18 protein-coding genes are annotated in these 17907 nt (G+C 60.4%); 5 read left to right on the plus strand and 13 right to left on the minus strand.

The genetic code is table 11. The features are described from left to right. Genes ispF through ftsB form a run of 3 tightly spaced genes read right to left on the minus strand, consistent with a single transcriptional unit; the run spans window position 1 to window position 1516 of the window. Complete coding sequence (gene ispF, locus GF111_RS08940; protein WP_004932594.1) at window positions 1–474, minus strand: 2-C-methyl-D-erythritol 2,4-cyclodiphosphate synthase; 474 nt, start codon at window positions 472–474, stop codon at window positions 1–3. 10 nt (window positions 475–484) lie between these two features. Next, window positions 485–1192, minus strand: coding sequence for a 2-C-methyl-D-erythritol 4-phosphate cytidylyltransferase (gene ispD / locus GF111_RS08945; RefSeq protein WP_038871888.1), 708 nt, complete (start codon window positions 1190–1192; stop codon window positions 485–487). Between the two features lie 3 nt (window positions 1193–1195). After that, on the minus strand, window positions 1196–1516 hold the full coding sequence (gene ftsB, locus GF111_RS08950; RefSeq protein ID WP_016929043.1) for a cell division protein FtsB: 321 nt from the start codon (window positions 1514–1516) through the stop codon (window positions 1196–1198). Between the two features lie 403 nt (window positions 1517–1919). On the opposite strand from ftsB, the gene GF111_RS08955 reads away from it, so the two are divergent. The 3 genes from GF111_RS08955 (at window position 1920) to GF111_RS08965 (ending at window position 4229) form a co-directional block, all read left to right on the plus strand. Next, a complete protein-coding gene (locus GF111_RS08955) occupies window positions 1920–2690 on the plus strand; it encodes a basic amino acid ABC transporter substrate-binding protein (protein WP_134267213.1) in 771 nt (256 codons plus the stop codon). Between the two features lie 113 nt (window positions 2691–2803). Beyond that, entirely contained in the window at window positions 2804–3523 is a 720-nt protein-coding gene (locus GF111_RS08960) for an amino acid ABC transporter permease (protein WP_042706788.1), read from the plus strand. Continuing rightward, window positions 3507–4229, plus strand: a complete 723-nt coding sequence (locus GF111_RS08965) for an amino acid ABC transporter ATP-binding protein (protein ID WP_038871895.1) — start codon at window positions 3507–3509, stop codon at window positions 4227–4229. The genes GF111_RS08960 and GF111_RS08965 overlap by 17 nt, the downstream gene beginning before the upstream one ends. A gap of 52 nt (window positions 4230–4281) precedes the next feature. Here GF111_RS08965 and GF111_RS08970 read toward each other — a convergent pair whose 3' ends face one another. From GF111_RS08970 to cysG, 5 genes are all read right to left on the minus strand, one after another. Next, window positions 4282–4608: a DUF3561 family protein gene (locus GF111_RS08970; RefSeq protein ID WP_147190198.1), complete on the minus strand. Its 327-nt coding sequence runs from the start codon at window positions 4606–4608 to the stop codon at window positions 4282–4284. 85 nt (window positions 4609–4693) lie between these two features. Next, window positions 4694–5383: an adenylyl-sulfate kinase gene (cysC, locus tag GF111_RS08975; protein WP_077791524.1), complete on the minus strand. Its 690-nt coding sequence runs from the start codon at window positions 5381–5383 to the stop codon at window positions 4694–4696. Next, window positions 5322–6749 carry a sulfate adenylyltransferase subunit CysN gene (gene cysN / locus GF111_RS08980; protein ID WP_094460534.1) on the minus strand — a complete coding sequence of 476 codons (1428 nt, stop codon included), beginning with the start codon at window positions 6747–6749 and terminating at the stop codon, window positions 5322–5324. The genes cysC and cysN overlap by 62 nt, the downstream gene beginning before the upstream one ends. Before the next feature lie 11 nt (window positions 6750–6760). Further along, complete coding sequence (gene cysD, locus GF111_RS08985) at window positions 6761–7669, minus strand: sulfate adenylyltransferase subunit CysD (protein WP_004932620.1); 909 nt, start codon at window positions 7667–7669, stop codon at window positions 6761–6763. A gap of 22 nt (window positions 7670–7691) precedes the next feature. Beyond that, entirely contained in the window at window positions 7692–9122 is a 1431-nt protein-coding gene (cysG, locus tag GF111_RS08990; protein ID WP_038871905.1) for a siroheme synthase CysG, read from the minus strand. Between the two features lie 261 nt (window positions 9123–9383). Between cysG and GF111_RS08995 the strand changes: the two genes are divergently transcribed. Continuing rightward, window positions 9384–10454 carry an aminopeptidase gene (locus GF111_RS08995; RefSeq protein ID WP_047730792.1) on the plus strand — a complete coding sequence of 357 codons (1071 nt, stop codon included), beginning with the start codon at window positions 9384–9386 and terminating at the stop codon, window positions 10452–10454. A 55-nt stretch (window positions 10455–10509) separates the two neighbouring features. Here GF111_RS08995 and GF111_RS09000 read toward each other — a convergent pair whose 3' ends face one another. The 3 genes from GF111_RS09000 to cysJ form a co-directional block, all read right to left on the minus strand. Then, window positions 10510–11244: a phosphoadenylyl-sulfate reductase gene (locus GF111_RS09000; RefSeq protein WP_016929052.1), complete on the minus strand. Its 735-nt coding sequence runs from the start codon at window positions 11242–11244 to the stop codon at window positions 10510–10512. Between the two features lie 61 nt (window positions 11245–11305). Continuing rightward, window positions 11306–13021, minus strand: a complete 1716-nt coding sequence (gene cysI / locus GF111_RS09005; protein WP_048232662.1) for an assimilatory sulfite reductase (NADPH) hemoprotein subunit — start codon at window positions 13019–13021, stop codon at window positions 11306–11308. Beyond that, window positions 13021–14823, minus strand: coding sequence for an NADPH-dependent assimilatory sulfite reductase flavoprotein subunit (gene cysJ / locus GF111_RS09010; RefSeq protein ID WP_147190200.1), 1803 nt, complete (start codon window positions 14821–14823; stop codon window positions 13021–13023). The genes cysI and cysJ overlap by 1 nt, the downstream gene beginning before the upstream one ends. A 436-nt stretch (window positions 14824–15259) precedes the next feature. Between cysJ and queD the strand changes: the two genes are divergently transcribed. Beyond that, window positions 15260–15622 (plus strand): 6-carboxytetrahydropterin synthase QueD, encoded by a 363-nt coding sequence (gene queD, locus GF111_RS09015; protein ID WP_047728914.1) that lies wholly within the window; start codon window positions 15260–15262, stop codon window positions 15620–15622. 22 nt (window positions 15623–15644) lie between these two features. Here the strand turns inward: queD and GF111_RS09020 are convergent. Together GF111_RS09020 and queE are read right to left on the minus strand one after the other, a co-directional pair. Beyond that, a protein-coding gene (locus tag GF111_RS09020; protein WP_370633540.1) for an IS3 family transposase occupies window positions 15645–16864 on the minus strand; the annotation gives its coding sequence in 2 pieces (ribosomal slippage) (window positions 15645–16522 and window positions 16522–16864; 1221 coding nt in all). Between the two features lie 91 nt (window positions 16865–16955). Next, window positions 16956–17627 carry a 7-carboxy-7-deazaguanine synthase QueE gene (queE, locus tag GF111_RS09025; protein WP_047728915.1) on the minus strand — a complete coding sequence of 224 codons (672 nt, stop codon included), beginning with the start codon at window positions 17625–17627 and terminating at the stop codon, window positions 16956–16958. Window positions 17628–17907 lie beyond the last annotated feature (280 nt).

The following is a 17907-nucleotide window of genomic DNA, read 5'->3' on the forward strand; positions in this document are numbered from 1 at the left end:
TTATTCCTTGATCAGCAAGGCGACCGCTTCGCAGGCGATGCCCTCGCCGCGCCCGGTGAAACCGAGCTGCTCGGTGGTGGTGGCCTTCACGTTGACGTCATCCATATGGCACTGCAGATCTTCCGCCAGGAAGACGCGCATCTGCGGGATGTGCGGCGCCATTTTCGGCGCCTGAGCGATGATGGTGATATCGAGGTTGCCGAGGCGGTATCCTTTGGCGCGGATGCGTTTCCAGGCTTCGCGCAGCAGCTCGCGGCTGTCGGCGCCTTTGAACGCCGGATCGGTATCGGGGAACAGCTTGCCGATATCGCCCAGCGCCGCCGCGCCCAGCAGGGCGTCGGTCGCGGCATGCAGCGCGACGTCGCCGTCGGAGTGGGCCAGCAAACCTTTGTCGTAAGGGATGCGAACGCCACCGATCACCAACGGGCCTTCGCCGCCGAATTTATGTACGTCAAAACCGTGACCGATACGCATGGTGCGCTCCTTAATTGTCCAACTGAGTCAAATAGAACGCCGCCAGCGCCAAATCCTCCGGCCGCGTTACTTTAATGTTGTCCGCCCGGCCGGCGATCAGCTGCGGATGATAACCGCAATGCTCCAGCGCCGAGGCTTCGTCGGTGACGTTCGCACCTTCATCCAGCGCGCGCTGCAGGCACTGCTTGAGCAGCGGCAGCGGAAACAGCTGCGGCGTCAGCGCGTGCCACAGATCCTGGCGTTCGACGGTGTGAGCGATGGTTTCGCGGCCGGGTTCGGCGCGTTTCATGGTGTCGCGCACCGGTGCGGCGAGAATGCCGCCGACCTTGCTGTGTGCGGTGATCGCCAGCAGGCGCTCGAGATCGTCGGCGTGCAGGCAGGGGCGTGCAGCGTCGTGCACCAGTACCCAGTCCGCATCGCCCGCCAGTTTAAGCCCGGCCATCACCGAATCGGCGCGCTGTTTGCCGCCCTCAGTGACGATCACCCGCGGATCCTGGGCGATCGGCAACTGTTCGAACTGGCGATCTTCGGGGCCGATCGCCACGATCACCCGCTCAATGCGCGGATGACGCAACAGGGCGTGGATGGCGTGCTCGACGATGCTGTGCCGGCCGATGGTTAAATATTGCTTCGGGCATTCCGCCTGCATGCGGCTGCCGATACCGGCAGCGGGCAGGACGGCAATCACCGAAGGAAAGGTGCCTGCGGAGTGATTCATGCGTTATTTTTGTGCGTTATTTTGCGAGGAAGACGCCGCGTTGCGTCTGGATTGGTCAGGAACCAGACGATAGAAAGTCTCACCGGGCTTGATCATACCCAGCTCATTACGCGCTCGCTCTTCGATCGCTTCCTGACCGCCGTTCAAATCATCGATTTCGGCAAACAGCTGATCGTTACGCGCTTTCAACTTGGCGTTGTTGCCCTGCTGGACCGCAACGTCTTCATTGACTCGCACGTAATCGTGAATACCATTTTTGCCCAGCCACAGTGAATACTGTAACCAACCGAGCAATGCCAGCAATAGCAGCGTAAGTTTTCCCATCTCCGCCCCCTGAAAAACCGACCAATCATCCCACAACTTTTCGTTGGACTCCACACTGAGAGCGGCATTTCAACGCCAAATTCAGAATACGGATGAAGGGTTACCGAGTTTACCGCCTAATTCCGCGGCGAAAGCGGCAAAAAAAGCCCCTTACACCGGATGCGCACGACGTGTTTTCCAATGAGGCACACACTGCCCTTCACCTATTATGCAGCAAGAACCACTGCCTCCCCGCTTTCTGCCCCATCGCTTACTCCGTCGCAACGCAAAAAATGAATATTTAACACCATACAAAGAATATTCCTTATGCAGGGCTTGTACTTTCATTCATTGAGACTTATTTTTATGCATTACTAGTGCATAAATAATTCCAATATATAACCTTTCATTATCGGGGATCGCGATGTTAAAACGTTTAGTTCTGATCGGCGCCTGCCTGGCCGCCACCTTCTCCACCGCCGCGTTGGCGGCTGAATCTACCTACGTCGTCGGTTCCGGCGGCACCTATCGGCCGTTCGAATTTGAAAACAGCCAAAAACAGCTGGAAGGTTTCGACATCGACATCATCAAAGCGGTGGCCAAGGCCGAAGGCTTCCAGATCAAACTGATCAATACGCCGTGGGAGGGGATCTTCGCCACGTTGAATTCCGGCGATCGCGACATCATCATTTCCGGCATCACCATCACCGACAAGCGCAAACAAATGGTTGATTTCTCGGCGCCTTACTTCCCGGCCGAGCAGGCTATCGTGGTGCCGCAGGACTCGACGGTAAACTCCATCGCCGCGCTGAAAGCGCTGAAGGTCGGCGTGGTGAACTCCAGCACCGGCGACATCGTGGTGTCCGACGTACTGGGCAAAAACAGCACCGCCATCAAGCGCTTCGACAATACGCCGCTGATGCTGCAGGAGCTGTATGAAGACGGCATCGGCGCGGCGGTCGGCGACGTCGGCGTGGCCAAGTTCTATATCAAAACCCACCCTGAGAAAGCCTTCAAGCTGGTGCCCGACGCCAAGTTCGAGCGCCAGTATTTCGGCATCGCCGTCGCCAAAGGCAACGATGAGTTGCGTAACAAGATCAACGCCGGCCTGAAGAAAATCGTCGCCGACGGCACCTACGCCAAGATTTACCAAACCTGGTTCGACAGCAACGTACCGACGCTGCCGGCGGAATAATGCCCTGTCGCCGGCGCCCGCCAGGCCGTCGGCGCCCCCTGTTTCAGCCTACCAAGAAGGAATACCCTTTGAACTTCCGCTGGGAGATCATCCAGGAATACGCGCCGCTGTTTATGGAAGGCGCCTGGATGACCATCAAATGCACCATTATCTGCGTACTGCTCGGCACCACCTGGGGATTGATCCTCGGGCTGGGCCGTTTGGCGCAGGCGCCGCACGGCATCTGGAAACCCATCCTGCATTACGGCGTTCAGTGGCCGGTGCGCATTTACATCAGCGCCTTTCGCGGCACGCCGCTGTTCGTGCAAATCATGGTGGTGCACTTCGCGCTGGTACCGCTGTTCATCAACCCACGCGACGGCCTGTTGGTCACCAGCGGCCTGATGAGCGTCGATTTTGCCCGCGCGCTGCGCGCCGACTACGGTGCCTTTCTCTCCTGCGTAGTGGCGATCACGCTCAACGCCGGCGCCTATGTATCGGAGATCTTCCGCGCCGGGATCCAATCGATCGATCGCGGCCAGATGGAGGCCTCGCGCTCGCTGGGCATGAGCTACGGCAAGACCATGCGCCAGGTGATCCTGCCGCAGGCCTTCCGCCGTATGCTGCCACCGCTGGGCAACAACGCCATCGCCATCGTCAAGGATTCGTCGCTGGCCTCCGCCATCGGCCTGGCGGATCTGGCCTATGCCGCCCGCACCGTCTCCGGCGCCTACGCCACCTATTGGGAGCCCTACCTGACCATTTCGCTGGTCTATTGGGTCATCACCTTCCTGCTCTCGCTGTTAGTCCAACACATGGAAAAGAGGTTCGGTAAAAGTGATTCGCGTACATAACCTGCAAAAACAGTTCGGCGAGAGCCACGTGCTGCGCGGCATTTCCTGCCGGATCGCCGCCAACGAAGTGGTGTGCGTCATCGGCCCTTCCGGCTCGGGTAAAAGCACCTTCCTGCGCTGCATCAACGCGCTGGAAACGCTCTCCGGCGGCGAGATCGAGGTCAACGGCTTCGCCGTCCACGATCAAAAAACCGACCTGAACAAGATGCGTGAAAGCGTGGGTATGGTGTTCCAGCGCTTCAACCTGTTCCCGCACATGACGGTGTTGGAAAACATCATCATGGCACCGGTGAGCGTGAAGAAACGGCCGCGCGCCGAAGCCATCGCGCAAGCCGAGCAGCTGCTGCACAAGGTCGGGCTGCTCGACAAGATAGACGCCTACCCCAACAGCCTATCCGGCGGCCAGCAGCAGCGGGTAGCGATCGCCCGCGCGCTGGCGATGGAGCCGAAGATCATGCTGTTCGACGAACCCACCTCCGCGCTCGATCCGGAGCTGGTGGGCGAAGTGTTGGCGGTGATGAAATCGCTGGCACACGAGGGCATGACCATGGTGGTGGTCACGCATGAGATGGGCTTTGCCCGCGAGGTGGCCGATCGGGTGCTGTTTATCGATCAGGGGATCATTCAGGAGGAAGGTGCGCCGCAGCAGATCTTCAGCCATCCGGCCAATCCGCGCACACAGGCGTTTCTGAGCAAAGTTTTGTAACCTTCGGCACCGCTTTGCAATCCTTCGGGCGCCGGCAGCGGCGCCCGCTCTCTCACCACCCGGTCAAGAAGCTGAACACCAGCCAGAACAGGCACAGCACGATGGCGCCGGTCAGCAGCAGCGTCAGGATCAGACGCCCGCGCAACAGCATGCTGAGGGTGATGCCGATCAGCACCGACAGCGGCATCAGCGCCAGGAAGAACGGCCAGGTATAGAGCAGGAAAAACAGCGTGTTGGAACCGTAAACCAGGAACGGCAACGCGAACGCCAGCCAGTAGAAAACAAAGCCGCTGACGCCGCCCAGGAAAGAATAAGAAGGCTCCTCTCTCTCCTGTTTTGACTGCTTGGAGTCGATCAAGATAGGCGTGATATTTTGCATAGTGATCCCTGGTTATTCGGCTCGCTCTGCGGCGGCTTAGAGTAAAAAGCGCATGGCGAAAAACGCCACACGCTTTTTTTTGAATTCAGGGTTTGATAATAGCCTGACCACGCAACACGTCTAACAATTGCGCAATCAAATTTGTTACCAATTGTTGGCCATCAAGGTGGATTTCCGGCTGCTGCGGCGCCTCGTAAACCGCGTCGATACCGGTGAAATTGCGCAGCTCGCCGGCGCGCGCTTTTTTATACAATCCCTTCGGATCGCGCGCCTCGCAGATCGCCAACGGCGTGTCGACGAACACCTCGATAAAGCGATCGTCGCCGAGCATTTCGCGCACCATCTGCCGCTCGGCGCGGTGCGGCGAAATGAACGCGGTCAGCACCACCAGCCCGGCATCCACCATCAGTTTGGCCACTTCCCCCACCCGGCGGATGTTCTCGCGCCGATCCTCGTCAGAGAAGCCGAGATCGCGGCACAGGCCGTGGCGCACGTTATCGCCGTCCAGCAGATAGGTGCTGACGCCGAGCCCGTGCAGCGCCTGCTCCAGCGCGCCGGCGACGGTGGATTTGCCCGAGCCGGACAGCCCGGTAAACCACAGCACCACGCCGCGATGGCCGTTGCGCGCTTCGCGATCCGCGCGCGTCACCGCGTGCGGATGCCAAACCACGTTCTCATCGTCCGGCCCGGTCGCCCTCAGTTCGGCGGCCACCTTATCGACCACCGAGCAGATCGCGTGCGCCCCAGTGCGGGAAGTGCTTGCGCACCAGCGCATTCAGCTCCAGCTCGAAGGCGCTGAACTCACCGTGCGCCGCCGGGGTGGCCTGCAGCATTTCGCGCACCAGACCGGCGCCTACCGTGACGTTGCTCATGCGATCGATGAAGATCAGCCCGCCGGTGTCGTGATTGCTCTGATAGCTGTCCAGCACCAGCGGCTCGTCGAAGGTCAGCTCCACCAGACCGATGCCGTTAAGCGGCAACGTGTCTGCCGGGTGCTGCGCCAGCGTATTGATCTCCACCTGATGGCGGATGCTCTCCACGCGGGCGCGGGTCTTTTTACCGGCGATCTTGATGTCGTAGCTCTGGCCCGGCACCAGCGGCTGCTCGGCCATCCATACCACGTCCACCAGCGCGCTCTGCGCCGCCTGCAGGCTTTCGCCGGCGTCGACCAGCAGATCGCCGCGGCTGATGTCCACCTCATCCTTCAGCACCAGCGTAATCGCCTCGCCCGGCACCGCCTCTTGCAGATCGCCGTCGAAGGTCACGATGCGCGCCACGCTGGACTCCACGCCGGAAGGCAGCACTTTGACCCGTTGCCCCACCCGCACCACGCCGGCGGACAGCGTGCCGGCATAGCCGCGAAAATCGAGGTTCGGGCGGTTGACGTACTGCACCGGGAAGCGCAGCGGCTGGTTTTCTCGCTCGCTGACCACGTCAACGCTCTCCAGCACTTCCAGCAGCGTCGGGCCGCTGTACCACGGCATATGGGCGCTTTCGCTCGCCACGTTGTCGCCGTCCAGCGCCGACAGCGGCACGAATTTGATATCCAGATCGCCTGGCAGCTGCTGGGCAAAGGTCAGGTAATCCTGTTTGAACTGCTCAAACACCGTTTCCTGGTAGTCCACCAGATCCATTTTGTTCACCGCCACCACCAGATGGCGAATGCCCAGCAGGGTTGCGATAAAACTGTGGCGACGAGTCTGGTCCAGCACCCCTTTGCGCGCGTCGATCAACAGGATCGCCAGATCGCAGGTGGAGGCGCCGGTGGCCATGTTGCGGGTGTACTGCTCATGCCCTGGGGTATCGGCGATGATAAATTTGCGTTTTTCGGTCGAGAAATAGCGATAGGCCACGTCGATGGTGATGCCCTGTTCGCGCTCGGCCTGCAGGCCGTCCACCAGCAGCGCCAGATCGAGCTTCTCGCCCTGGGTGCCGATGCGTTTGCTGTCGCTGTGCAGCGTCGACAGCTGATCCTCGTAGATCTGGCGGGTATCGTGCAGCAGGCGACCGATCAGGGTGCTTTTGCCGTCGTCGACGCTGCCGCAGGTCAGAAAGCGCAGCAGGCTCTTGTGTTGCTGCGCGTGCAGGTAGGATTCGACGCCGCCCTGGTCAGCGATTTGTTGTGCGATTGCGTTGTTCATCCGGCGGCTCCTTAGAAATACCCTTGACGCTTTTTCAGCTCCATCGAGCCGGACTGATCGCGGTCGATCATCCGCCCCTGGCGTTCACTGGTGGTGGAGACCAGCATCTCTTCGATGATCTCCGGCAGGGTTTGCGCCTGCGAATCCACTGCGCCGGTCAGTGGCCAGCACCCCAGGGTGCGGAAACGCACCATGCGCTGGCTGATCACTTCGCCCGGCTGCAAATCGATGCGATCGTCGTCCACCATCATCAGCATGCCGTCGCGTTCCACCACCGGGCGCGGTTTCGCCAGGTACAGCGGCACGATGTCGATCTTTTCCAGGAAGATGTACTGCCAGATGTCCAGCTCGGTCCAGTTCGACAGTGGGAAGACGCGGATGCTCTCCCCTTTGTTGATCTGGCCGTTGTAGTTGTGCCACAGCTCCGGCCGCTGGTTTTTCGGATCCCAGCGGTGGAAGCGATCGCGGAACGAATAGATGCGCTCTTTGGCGCGCGATTTCTCCTCGTCGCGCCGCGCACCGCCGAAGGCGGCGTCGAAACCGTACTTGTTCAACGCCTGCTTCAGGCCCTCGGTCTTCATGATGTCGGTATGCTTGGCGCTGCCGTGCACGAACGGGTTGATGCCCATCGCCACCCCTTCCGGATTTTTATGCACCAGCAGCTCGAAGCCGTACTCTTTCGCGGTGCGATCGCGGAACTCGTACATTTCGCGGAACTTCCAGCCGGTATCGACGTGCAGCAGCGGGAACGGCAGCGTGCCGGGGAAGAACGCCTTGCGCGCCAAATGCAGCATCACGGAAGAGTCTTTGCCGATGGAGTAAAGCATCACCGGGTTGGCGAATTCAGCGGCGACTTCACGGATGATATGGATACTCTCCGCCTCCAATTGCCGCAAATGAGTGAGTCGTTTTTCGTCCATAACAGGTCCTTAAAAGCCTTGCCTATGCCAAATTCACGACGGCCGGGCGCGCGGCCCCTTCCGTCTGCGATTGATGCCCGAACCAGGCGATTTGATGGTGCAGTTCCACCACTTCGCCAATCACCAGCAGCGCCGGCAGCGGCGCCCGTTGGGCCAGATGTTCCAGTTGATCCAGCGTGCCGATCTGCACCTGCTGATCGGCGCGCGTGCCGCGACTGATCACCGCCACCGGCGTATCGGCAGCGCGGCCGTGGGCGATCAGGCGTTGGCTGATGTCCGCCGCCTTCATGGTGCCCATGTAGATAGCCAGCGTCTGCCGCGCCCGGGCCAGATCGGCCCAGTCCAGGCCATCGCCGTCGGGGCGGCAGTGGCCGGTGATAAAGGTCACGCTCTGCGCGTGGTCGCGGTGCGTCAGCGGAATGCCGGCGTAGGCGGTCGCCCCCGCAGCGGCCGTGACGCCCGGCACCACCTGGAACGGAATGCCGGCGGCGGCGGCTACCTGCAGCTCTTCGCCGCCCCGGCCAAAGATGAACGGGTCGCCGCCCTTGAGGCGCACCACGCGTTTGCCCTGCTGCGCCAGCTCCACCAACAGCCGGTTGGTCTCTTCCTGGATCACCGAGTGCGCGCCGGCGCGCTTGCCCACGCAGATGCGCTCGGCGTCGCGGCGCACCAGATCGAGGATCTCGCCGCTGACCAGATGGTCATACAGCACCACGTCCGCCTGCTGCATCACCTGCAGCCCGCGCAGGGTCAACAGCCCCACGTCGCCCGGCCCGGCGCCCACCAAGGCTATCTCACCCTGCGCGCCTTCATCGCCTGCGGCGAAGCTTTGCAAATCCTGCTCAAGCTGCCGCTCCGCCTGCGCCGTCTGGCCGTTGGCCACCAGCGTGGCGAAACGGCCGCCGAAGGTTTTCTCCCAGAAACGGCGACGCTCGCCGATCGAGGCCAGCCGCTGTTTGACCTGGCCGCGCCAGCGGCCCGCCACCTGCGCCATCTGCCCCAAACTGGCGGGCAGCAGCGCCTCCAGCTTTTCGCGCAGCAACCGCGCCAGCACCGGCGCCTGGCCGCTGGACGATACGGCCACCACCAGCGGCGAGCGATCGATGATCGATGGGAAGATAAACGAGCAGCGAGGCTGGTCGTCCACCACGTTGGCCAACACCCGGCGTTTATCCGCTTCGGCGAACACCGCGGCGTTCAGCGCGTTGTCGTCCGTGGCGGCGATCGCCAGAAACACGTCGTCCAGCTGCGGCGGGTCAAAGGTTTTCCCCAGCCAGAGCAGTTGCCCTCGCTGACGTTGTAGTTCCAGTTCCGGTGAGAGCGACTGCGCAACTATCCGTATTTCAGCCCCGGCGCGCTGAAGCAGATCGACTTTGCGCGCAGCCACGTCACCGCCGCCAACGACCAGCACCGGACGTTGTTTCAGATCGGCGAATATTGGTAGATAGTCCACAACAGCCTTTTCATATAACAGAAAGATAGTGTGACTATACGGGCTGAGATTTAGCCTCTGAAATGACGAAAAGGAATGATTAGTTCCTTTATGGAATATAGGCCGCAACGCCAGAGGCAAACGGTGATAACTGCGGCGGCGGTTTGCGCATTCGCGCGAAAATTAAGAGACGGGGAAATTGTGTAATGCCGCCCGGCGTCTCATACTGGGTGCCGCAGAAAAATGATCGGCAGCGCCGATAGCAAAGAAGGATTTTTCGGTATGTTTTCCCGTTTTTACCTGAAGACCAGCCTGCTGGCCCTCGCACTCGGCGGCGTCTTCAGCGTTTGTGCCGCACAGCCCGCAAAAGACGCGCCAATGGGCCGTTTCGCCGCCGAACAGACCCGCCACATCGCCACTTACTTCCCCGGCCGCATGGCGGGCAGCCCGGCCGAATTGCTCACCGCCGACTACCTGAAGCAGCAGTTCAGCAAGATGGGTTACCAAAGCGACATTCGCAGCGTCAACACGCGCTATCTCTACACCAGCAAAGACGGCAAGAAGAACTGGAACAACGTCACCGCCAGCTCGGTGATCGCCGCCCGCAACGGCGACAGTCCGAAACAGATAGTGATCGTCGCCCACTTCGACACCTACACGCCGCAGAGCGACGAAGATCTGGATAACAACCTCGGCGGCCTGACGCTGCAGGGCGTCGACGACAACGCCTCCGGCATCGGCGTAATGCTGGAACTGGCGGAGCGCCTGAAGAGCATCCCCACCGCCTACGGCTTGCGCTTCGTCGCCACCAGCGCCGAAGAGCTCGGCTCGCTGGGCGCACAGAACTACCTGCAGCGCATGAGCGCGGAAGAGAAAAGCAACACCGTGCTGGTGATCAACCTCGACAGCCTGATCACCGGCGATCGTCTGTACTTCAACGCCGGGCGCAACACGCCGCCGCAGATGGCGAAACGCTCCCGCGATCGCGCGCTGGATATCGCCCATCGCTACGGCATCGCCGCCGCCAGCAATCCGGGCAGCACACAGCATCCGAAGGGCACCGGCTGCTGCTCCGATCAAGAGGTGTTCGATGCGGCGGGCATCCCGGTGCTGTCGGTGGAGGCCACCAACTGGTCGCTGGGCGACAAGGACGGCTACCAGCAGCGCGCCGTCAGCCCGCACTTCCCGCAGGGCATCACCTGGCACCGCCCGCAGTATGACAACCTGCAGTACCTGGATCGCTACCTGCCGGGGCGGATCGACAAACGCAGCCGCGACAGCGTGCAGATCCTGCTGCCGCTGATCAAAGAGCTGGCGCAGGCGCACCCGCCGAAAGCACAGAAGAAAAAGTAGCCCGCAAAAAAACAGGGCCCAGCATTGCTGAGCCCTGTCGTGTGATTCGCCTCGTTTAGCCTTCGTGCAGGCCGCACTCGCGCTTCAGCCCGAAGAAACGCGTCTCTTCCTCGCTCATACCCGGTTCCCACTTCTGGGTGGTGTGGGTATCGCCTACCGACAGGTAGCCCTGCTCCCACAGCGGGTGATAGCTCAGCCCGTGCTCGGTCAGATACTGGTAAATCTTGCGGTTGTCCCAGTCGATGATCGGCAAGATCTTGAACACCCCGCGCTGCACCGCCAGCACCGGCAGATTGGCGCGGCTGCCGGACTGCTCGCGCCGCAGGCCGGCGAACCAGCTCTGTGCCCCCAGCGTCTCCAGCGCGCGGTTCATCGGCTCAACCTTGTTGATCTGGTTGTACTTTTCAATCCCTTCCACGCCCTGTTCCCACAGCTTGCCGTAGCGCGCCTCTTGCCAGGCGGGAGACTGTTCGGCGCGGAACACCTGCAGATTCAGCTTCAGCTGGTCGGTCAGTTGATCGATAAAGCGGTAGGTTTCCGGGAACAGGTAACCTGTATCGGTCAGGATCACCGGGATATCCGGCCGGATGCGCGTCACCAGGTGCAGACATACCGCCGCCTGAATGCCGAAACTGGACGAGAGTACGAACTCGCCGGGCAGATGCTCCAGCGCCCATGCAACGCGCTGTTCGGCGCTGAGGGTCTCCAGTTGGCCGTTGACCACCGCCAATGCCAGCGCCTGCCCGGATTTGGGCAACGCGTTCAGCGCCGCCAGATCGAATTCAGCCATGTTGTCTCTCCTGCTACTTGAAATTACCTGTACGGCCCCTCTGCCCAGGGGCCGCCCGGTCTCACTCCCAGAAATCCCGCGCCGGATCCAGCACCGGTTTGACGATGCCCGCGCGAACGGTGAAGTCGCCGAAGCCTTCGCCGGCGTTGCGCTCCTTCGCCCAGCGCCCCACCAATAGGTCGATCTCGCCCAGGATCTCGTCTTCGTTGATGTTCTCGCGGTACATGCGCGGAATGCGCGTGCCTTCGCGGTTGCCGCCCAAATGCAGGTTATAGCGGCCGACCGCCTTGCCCACCAGCCCCAGCTCCGCCAGCAGCGCGCGGCCGCAGCCGTTCGGGCAGCCGGTGATGCGCAGCACGATATGCTCGTCGCCCACCCCGTGCCGATGCATGATCCCTTCCACCTTGGTGACGAACTGCGGCAAGAAGCGCTCGGCCTCCGCCATCGCCAACGGGCAGGTCGGGAACGATACGCAGGCCATCGAGTTCTTGCGTTGCTCGCTGATCTCGTCGTCGATCAGGCCATGATCGCGCGCCAGGGATTCGATCTTCGCCTTCTCGCTTTCCGGCACGCCGGCGATGATCACGTTTTGGTTCGCCGTCAGACGGAAGTCGCCTTTATGGATCTTGGCGATCTCCGCCATGCCGGTCTTCAGCGGGCGCCCCGGATAGTCCAGCAGGCGGCCGTTCTCGATAAACAGCGTCAGGTGCCACCGATCGTCGATGCCCTTCACCCAACCGATGCGATCGCCGCGGCCGGTGAATTCATACGGCCGGATCGGCGCGAAGGTGATGCCGGCGCGCTTTTCCACTTCGGCGCGGAAAACGTCCACCCCGACGCGCTCCAGCGTGTATTTGGTTTTGGCGTTCTTGCGATCGGTGCGGTTGCCCCAGTCGCGCTGCGTGGTCACCACGGCCTCCGCGACCGCCAGCGTATGTTCGAGCGGAATGTAGCCGAACTCGCTGGCCTGGCGCGCGTAAGTTTTCTTGTTGCCGTGCTCGATGGACAACCCGCCGCCCACCAGCAGGTTGAAGCCTACCAGCTTGCCGTTTTCGGCGATCGCCACGAAGTTCATGTCGTTGGCGTGCAGATCGACGTCGTTCTGCGGCGGGATCACCACCGTGGTTTTGAATTTGCGCGGCAGATAGGTCGGCCCCAGAATCGGCTCTTCGTCGGTAGTGGCCACCTTTTCCTGATCCAGCCACACCTCAGCGTAGGCGCGGGTGCGCGGCAGCAGGTGTTCGGAGATCTTCTTCGCCCACTCGTAGGCTTCCTGATGCAGCTCGGACTCCACCGGGTTGGAGGTGCACAGCACGTTACGGTTCACGTCGTTGGCGGTCGCCAGCGCGTCCAGCCCCAGGCGGTTCAGCAGCTGGTGCACCGGTTTGACGTTGCCTTTCAGAATGCCGTGAAACTGGAAAGTCTGGCGGTTGGTGATGCGAATGCTACCGTACAGCGTGCTCTCCTGCGCGAACTTGTCGATGCCCAGCCACTGCTGCGGGCTGATGATGCCGCCCGGCAGGCGGCAGCGCAGCATCATGGCGTGGCGCGGCTCCAGCTTCTGCTCGGCGCGTTCAGCGCGAATATCGCGGTCATCCTGCTGATACATGCCGTGAAAACGGATCAGCAGGAAGTTGTCGCCGTTGAAGCCGCCGGTCAGGCCGTCGTTCAAATCTTCGGCGATGGTGCCGCGCAGGAAGTGGCTCTCCTTCTTCATGCGCTCCGCATCGGCCAGTTTGCCTTCGACTACCAAAGGCCCGGGGTGTTTATCACTCATCAGTAAACATCTCGCTGATAACGGCGCTCAAGGCGCAGCTCACTTAAAAATTCATCCGCCTGCTCGGTATCCATGCCACCGTGCTCGGCCACCAGTTCCAGTAATGTGTTTTCCACGTCTTTCGCCATGCGATTGGCATCGCCGCAGACGTAAATGTGCGCGCCTTCCTGAATCCAGCGCCACACTTCCGCGCCCTGTTCGCGCAGTTTGTCTTGTACGTATATTTTATGTTGTTGGTCGCGGGACCAGGCCAGATCGATGCGGGTCAGCAGGCCGTCTTTCACGTAGCGCTGCCATTCGACCTGATACAGGAAATCTTCGGTAAAGTGCGGGTTGCCGAAGAACAGCCAGTTCTTGCCGCCGGCGCCGTCGGCGTCGCGCTGCTGCATAAAGGCGCGGAACGGCGCGATGCCGGTGCCCGGACCGATCATGATCACCGGCGCTTCCGGATTGGCCGGCAGGCGGAAGTTGTCGTTGTGTTCGATAAACACCCGCACGTCGCCGTCTTCCTCCAGGCGATCCGCCAGGAAGCCGGAGGCGCCGCCGCTGCGGGCGCGCCCGTCGATATCGTAACGCACCACGCCCACGGTGATGTGCACTTCGCTTTCGTTCTCCGCCTGCGAAGAGGCGATGGAGTACAGGCGCGGCGTCAGCGGGCGCAGCAGGCCGACCAGCTGTTCGGCTCTCAGATCCGCCGGCGCCTGACGCACCATGTCGACGATCGGCGTGTTGTGCGCATAGCGCTGCAGCGCGGCTTTATCCGCCAACAGGCCGATCAGCGTTTCGTCGCGCGACAGCGCGGCGTATTTATCGACGATCGGCGTGGTGTTCTGCGTCAGTTCGAAATGGCTGCGCAGCGCCTGCGCCAGCGGCAGGGTTTGCCCTTCCACCTCGACCGGCTCGTCGCCTTTCAGCCACAACAGCTGCACCAGTTCGTCCACCAGCGCAGGATCGTTGTCGAACCATACGCCGAGCGCATCGCCCGGCTGATAGCGCAGGCCGGAGTCGCCCAGATCGATCTCGATATGGCGCACGTCTTTATCCGACGCGCGGCCGGTAATTTTCTGATTGACCGCCAGTTGGGCGGTGAGCGGCTGTTCCTTGCTGTACGGGCTGCTGTCGATCAGATCGACCGCGCCGCTGGCCAACACGCCCGGCGCGGCGCTTTCCGCCGGCGCGAGCGCCTTCAGCACCGATACCACCTGTTTACGCCAGGCGGCGGCCAGTTCCTGGTACTCCACGTCGGCGTCCACGCGCTCCACCAGGCGCTCGGCGCCCAGCTCGGCCAGCTTGCCGTCGAAATCTTTACCTGACTGGCAGAAATTCTCATAAGAGGTGTCGCCCAGCCCGAACACCGCAAAAGCGGTATCATTCAGCTTCGGCGCCTTCTTCGAGAACAGGAATTTATGCAGCGCCACCGCTTCTTCCGCCGGTTCGCCCTCCCCCTGCGTGGAGGCGACGATCACCAGCAGGCGCTCTTGGGCTATCTGCTTGAACTTGTAGTCGCCGGCGCTGATCAGCGTGGCGCTCAGATTGGCGGCCAGCAGATCGTCGCGCAGCTGCTCCGCCAGGCGGCGCGCATTGCCGGTCTGCGAAGCGGAAATGATGGTGATGCCGGCGGCAGCCGCAGGGGCGACAGGCGCAATGGCCACGGCTCCGGGCTGTTGATTGACCATGCCCCAAAAATAGCCGGACAGCCACGCCAGCTGCGTCGGCGAATAGTCGCCGATCGTCGCCTGCAGGCGCGCCAGCTGTTCGGGCGTCAGCGGGAGCAAAGATGTTGGAGGAGCCTGAGTCGTCATTGCAGTACTTATTTCCTATACTTAGCGCCTTTCCTGCCAGGCGCGCGCCAGTGTCAGTCGCTGTCTCTTCGCTGCGTCGGGTGTGCGGAAAAGATCAGGAGAGTTTGTAAGGTTACCGAGCAGAATAGCAACGATTAAATAAGGGATAGCAATAAATCATAACCAAAATGACTAAGCTGTTTTTCTGGTAAGGGATAACGCTTAAACCGTTAAACAAAGTTTTTTATCCAGATGAAATTAAAGCGCTTTTTTTCATCGTTTTTTCACCGTTCAACATTTCGGCTCATTACCCCAGCCGATAGGTGCCGCAAACACCAAACAAAAAAAGTGTTAACCGGGCGCGGTTATCGCGGCGCTAGACCATAACGGTATAAATGGCAAGCAGACGCGCTTTCCGGTACTATGCGGCGGTTTTTGAGTCAATGAGGCCGTAATAATGGCAACCACGCTGTTTAAAGATTTTCAGTTTGAAGCCGCACACCGTTTGCCGCACGTGCCGGAGGGCCATAAATGCGGCCGCCTGCATGGGCATTCGTTTATGGTGCGTCTGGAAGTGACCGGTGAAGTGGATCCCCACACCGGTTGGGTGATGGATTTCGCCGAGCTCAAGGCTGTGTTTTCCCCGATCTGGGAGCGGTTGGATCACCATTATCTGAACGATATTCCAGGATTGGAAAATCCCACCAGCGAAGTGCTCGCCGCCTGGATTTGGCAGCAGCTCAAGCCCCAGTTGCCGGAACTGACTGCGGTGATGGTGAAAGAGACCTGTACTGCGGGATGCGTATATAAAGGTGACTAGTCCTGCTATAGGTTGACACTTTTCAGCCGGATAACGCCCGATGAACCTCATCGGGCGTTTTGTATTTCAGCGACAGGTGCGGCCGCTGTGCGTTGTAGAGGTTCACCGACTCCCTGACCATCTTTTTTGCCTGTACGATGTCTTCTGGCCTGCCGAGCAGGTATTCCGTTTTAAGTATCCCATTTACCCGTTCCGCCAGCGCATTCTGGTAACAGTCATACCCGTCCGTCATCGAGCAGGTGATGCCATATCTCTGATGTAACGCCTGATATTCCTGTGAGCAGTACTGGATACCCCTGTCCGAGTGGTGCACCAGCGGCAACGTCGTGCGTCTGCCGGCCAGCGCCATTTTGAACGCGCAGGCGACGTGCCGGGTATGCAGACTGTCATGTACATGATACCCCACGATTTTTCTCGACCAGGCATCCGTTACCAGGCTGACATACGCCGTTCCCGTTCTCAGCGGCAAGTAGGTGATATCCGCCACCCATACCTGTTCCGGACGGCTGGCGATGACCTGATTGTCCCCCGCCTTCAGCAGGTTGGGATGACGATAAAAACGATGATGGCTCTGCGTCGTCTTGTGATATGCCCGCTTAGGCATCACCAGTAACCGCGCGCAACGCAAGATACTGAACAGCCGGTCGCGCCCCACATGCAACGCCGGTTCGGGGCGTTGCCGCAACAGGTGATGCAGCTTACGTGTCCCCAGTCGGGGCTGGTGCAAGCGGATGGCCGTCACCTGTTCGACGAGATGCCGGGCCTGCTCCTCTTTGCCTGCTTCACGCTGCAGGGACTGATACCACGCTTGTCGGCTGATGCCCATCCATTGGCAGGCCCGCGTTACTATGAGTCCCGGTACTTGTGTTTGCGCGATAAGGCGGTTAGCTGCTTTTTTGTCAGCGTGGCGCCAAAGTCGGTGTTCATCACTTTGACGACAGCTTCGAAGAACTGGGCTTTGACTTCAGATTCAGCCAGTTGCTGCTCAAGTTCTTTAATACGCTGTTCGGGCGTCAGGGGGAGTTTGGGCATGTTGCCTCCGCACTTTTGGGTGGAAGGAGAGGTTCGCCAGTCAAGCTGACCGTATTTGCGCAGCCAGTTCATGACGGTTACGTTGCCTTGGATACCATAACGGTCTGTGGCCTGACGGCAAGTCATTTCGCCTTTTTCGACCTGTTCGACGACGGCCAGTTTAAAGGATAGAGAGTAATCGCGTTGTGTGCGTTTAATATACTGGTTCATCACATTTTCCTCTGTGCGTGAGTAAAATGTGTCAACGCTATTCAGGACGGGTCAAGGTTAAAAGAAAGGGCGCCGCAAAGGCGCCCTGATTTTAGGCGATGTTCAGATACTTGTGGGTCTGCATCGACAGCCGCCAGTTGCGCGCGATGCAGGTTTCGATGCACAGGCGGGTCGCCTCTTCTTTCTGGCTGATCGGCTGCAGCGCAATAATCCGTGCCTTGTCGTCCTGCAGCGTCGCCAGCAGCGCGTCCAGCGCCTCGATGTCGCGCTCGCGCGCCACCGGATGCTTCACCTCATCGGCGCGCCGCAGCGCCTGATCCAACACCTTCATGCCGCCGCGCATATTCACCTTTGGCGAAACCGTCACCCAGGTTTTGGCAGAACAGCGAATGTCGTGGGTGCCGCTGGTCTCAATCTGGCAGCCGTAGCCATGCTGTTCGAACAGCTCGGTCAGCGGCGTCAGATCGTAGATGCAGGGTTCGCCGCCGGTGATCACCACATGGCGCGCGGTGTAACCTTGTTGGCGCATCACCGCCAGCAGCTGCTCGGCGCCGGCATTGCCCCAGGCGTCGCTTTCCTCTGTTTTGACCAGGATCCGTTGCAGGTCGACTTCCCGATTGGCTTCCTTTTCCCAGGTATGTTTGGTATCGCACCAACTGCACCCTACCGGGCAGCCCTGCAGGCGGATAAAAATGGCCGGCACGCCGGTGAAAAAGCCTTCGCCCTGCAAGGTTTGGAACATCTCATTGATCGGGTACTGCATCAGTTTCTCAATCTGGAAAAGTAAAAAGCGATTATCGCAGATTCCGGCCCGCCGACCAAACGGCCAAAATTGTATTAAATTTTATTCTCCGCGCCGCCGCCAGCATATCCCACCGCCAATGGCGCTCATTTAATTTGTGAGTCGGGCTTTGGCCTTTCATCCACGGTGCAACCTGCCCCACAGAAAACAACACGCAATTAACAAATAAGATAATTATATTTGACATAAAGCGCCGACGCGCAGATGTATATACAAGCAAACACAAGCCGAGCGCCAGTTT

Source organism: Serratia sp. HRI (genome assembly GCF_010119335.3).
Taxonomy (GTDB): Bacteria; Pseudomonadota; Gammaproteobacteria; order Enterobacterales; family Enterobacteriaceae; genus Serratia; species Serratia nevei.

Coding starts and splice junctions, on each gene's coding strand:
- GF111_RS08995 (WP_047730792.1), top strand. CDS start 9,384: ATGTTTTCCCGTTTTTACCTGAAGACCAGCCTGCTGGCCCTCGCACTC.
- ftsB (WP_016929043.1), bottom strand. CDS start 1,516: ATGGGAAAACTTACGCTGCTATTGCTGGCATTGCTCGGTTGGTTACAG.
- ispD (WP_038871888.1), bottom strand. CDS start 1,192: ATGAATCACTCCGCAGGCACCTTTCCTTCGGTGATTGCCGTCCTGCCC.
- queD (WP_047728914.1), top strand. CDS start 15,260: ATGGCAACCACGCTGTTTAAAGATTTTCAGTTTGAAGCCGCACACCGT.
- cysC (WP_077791524.1), bottom strand. CDS start 5,383: ATGCGCTGGTGCGCAAGCACTTCCCGCACTGGGGCGCACGCGATCTGC.
- queE (WP_047728915.1), bottom strand. CDS start 17,627: ATGCAGTACCCGATCAATGAGATGTTCCAAACCTTGCAGGGCGAAGGC.
- cysD (WP_004932620.1), bottom strand. CDS start 7,669: ATGGACGAAAAACGACTCACTCATTTGCGGCAATTGGAGGCGGAGAGT.
- GF111_RS09000 (WP_016929052.1), bottom strand. CDS start 11,244: ATGGCTGAATTCGATCTGGCGGCGCTGAACGCGTTGCCCAAATCCGGG.
- cysI (WP_048232662.1), bottom strand. CDS start 13,021: ATGAGTGATAAACACCCCGGGCCTTTGGTAGTCGAAGGCAAACTGGCC.
- GF111_RS08960 (WP_042706788.1), top strand. CDS start 2,804: ATGGAAGGCGCCTGGATGACCATCAAATGCACCATTATCTGCGTACTG.
- cysN (WP_094460534.1), bottom strand. CDS start 6,749: ATGAACAACGCAATCGCACAACAAATCGCTGACCAGGGCGGCGTCGAA.
- cysJ (WP_147190200.1), bottom strand. CDS start 14,823: ATGACGACTCAGGCTCCTCCAACATCTTTGCTCCCGCTGACGCCCGAA.
- GF111_RS08955 (WP_134267213.1), top strand. CDS start 1,920: ATGTTAAAACGTTTAGTTCTGATCGGCGCCTGCCTGGCCGCCACCTTC.
- GF111_RS08970 (WP_147190198.1), bottom strand. CDS start 4,608: ATGCAAAATATCACGCCTATCTTGATCGACTCCAAGCAGTCAAAACAG.
- ispF (WP_004932594.1), bottom strand. CDS start 474: ATGCGTATCGGTCACGGTTTTGACGTACATAAATTCGGCGGCGAAGGC.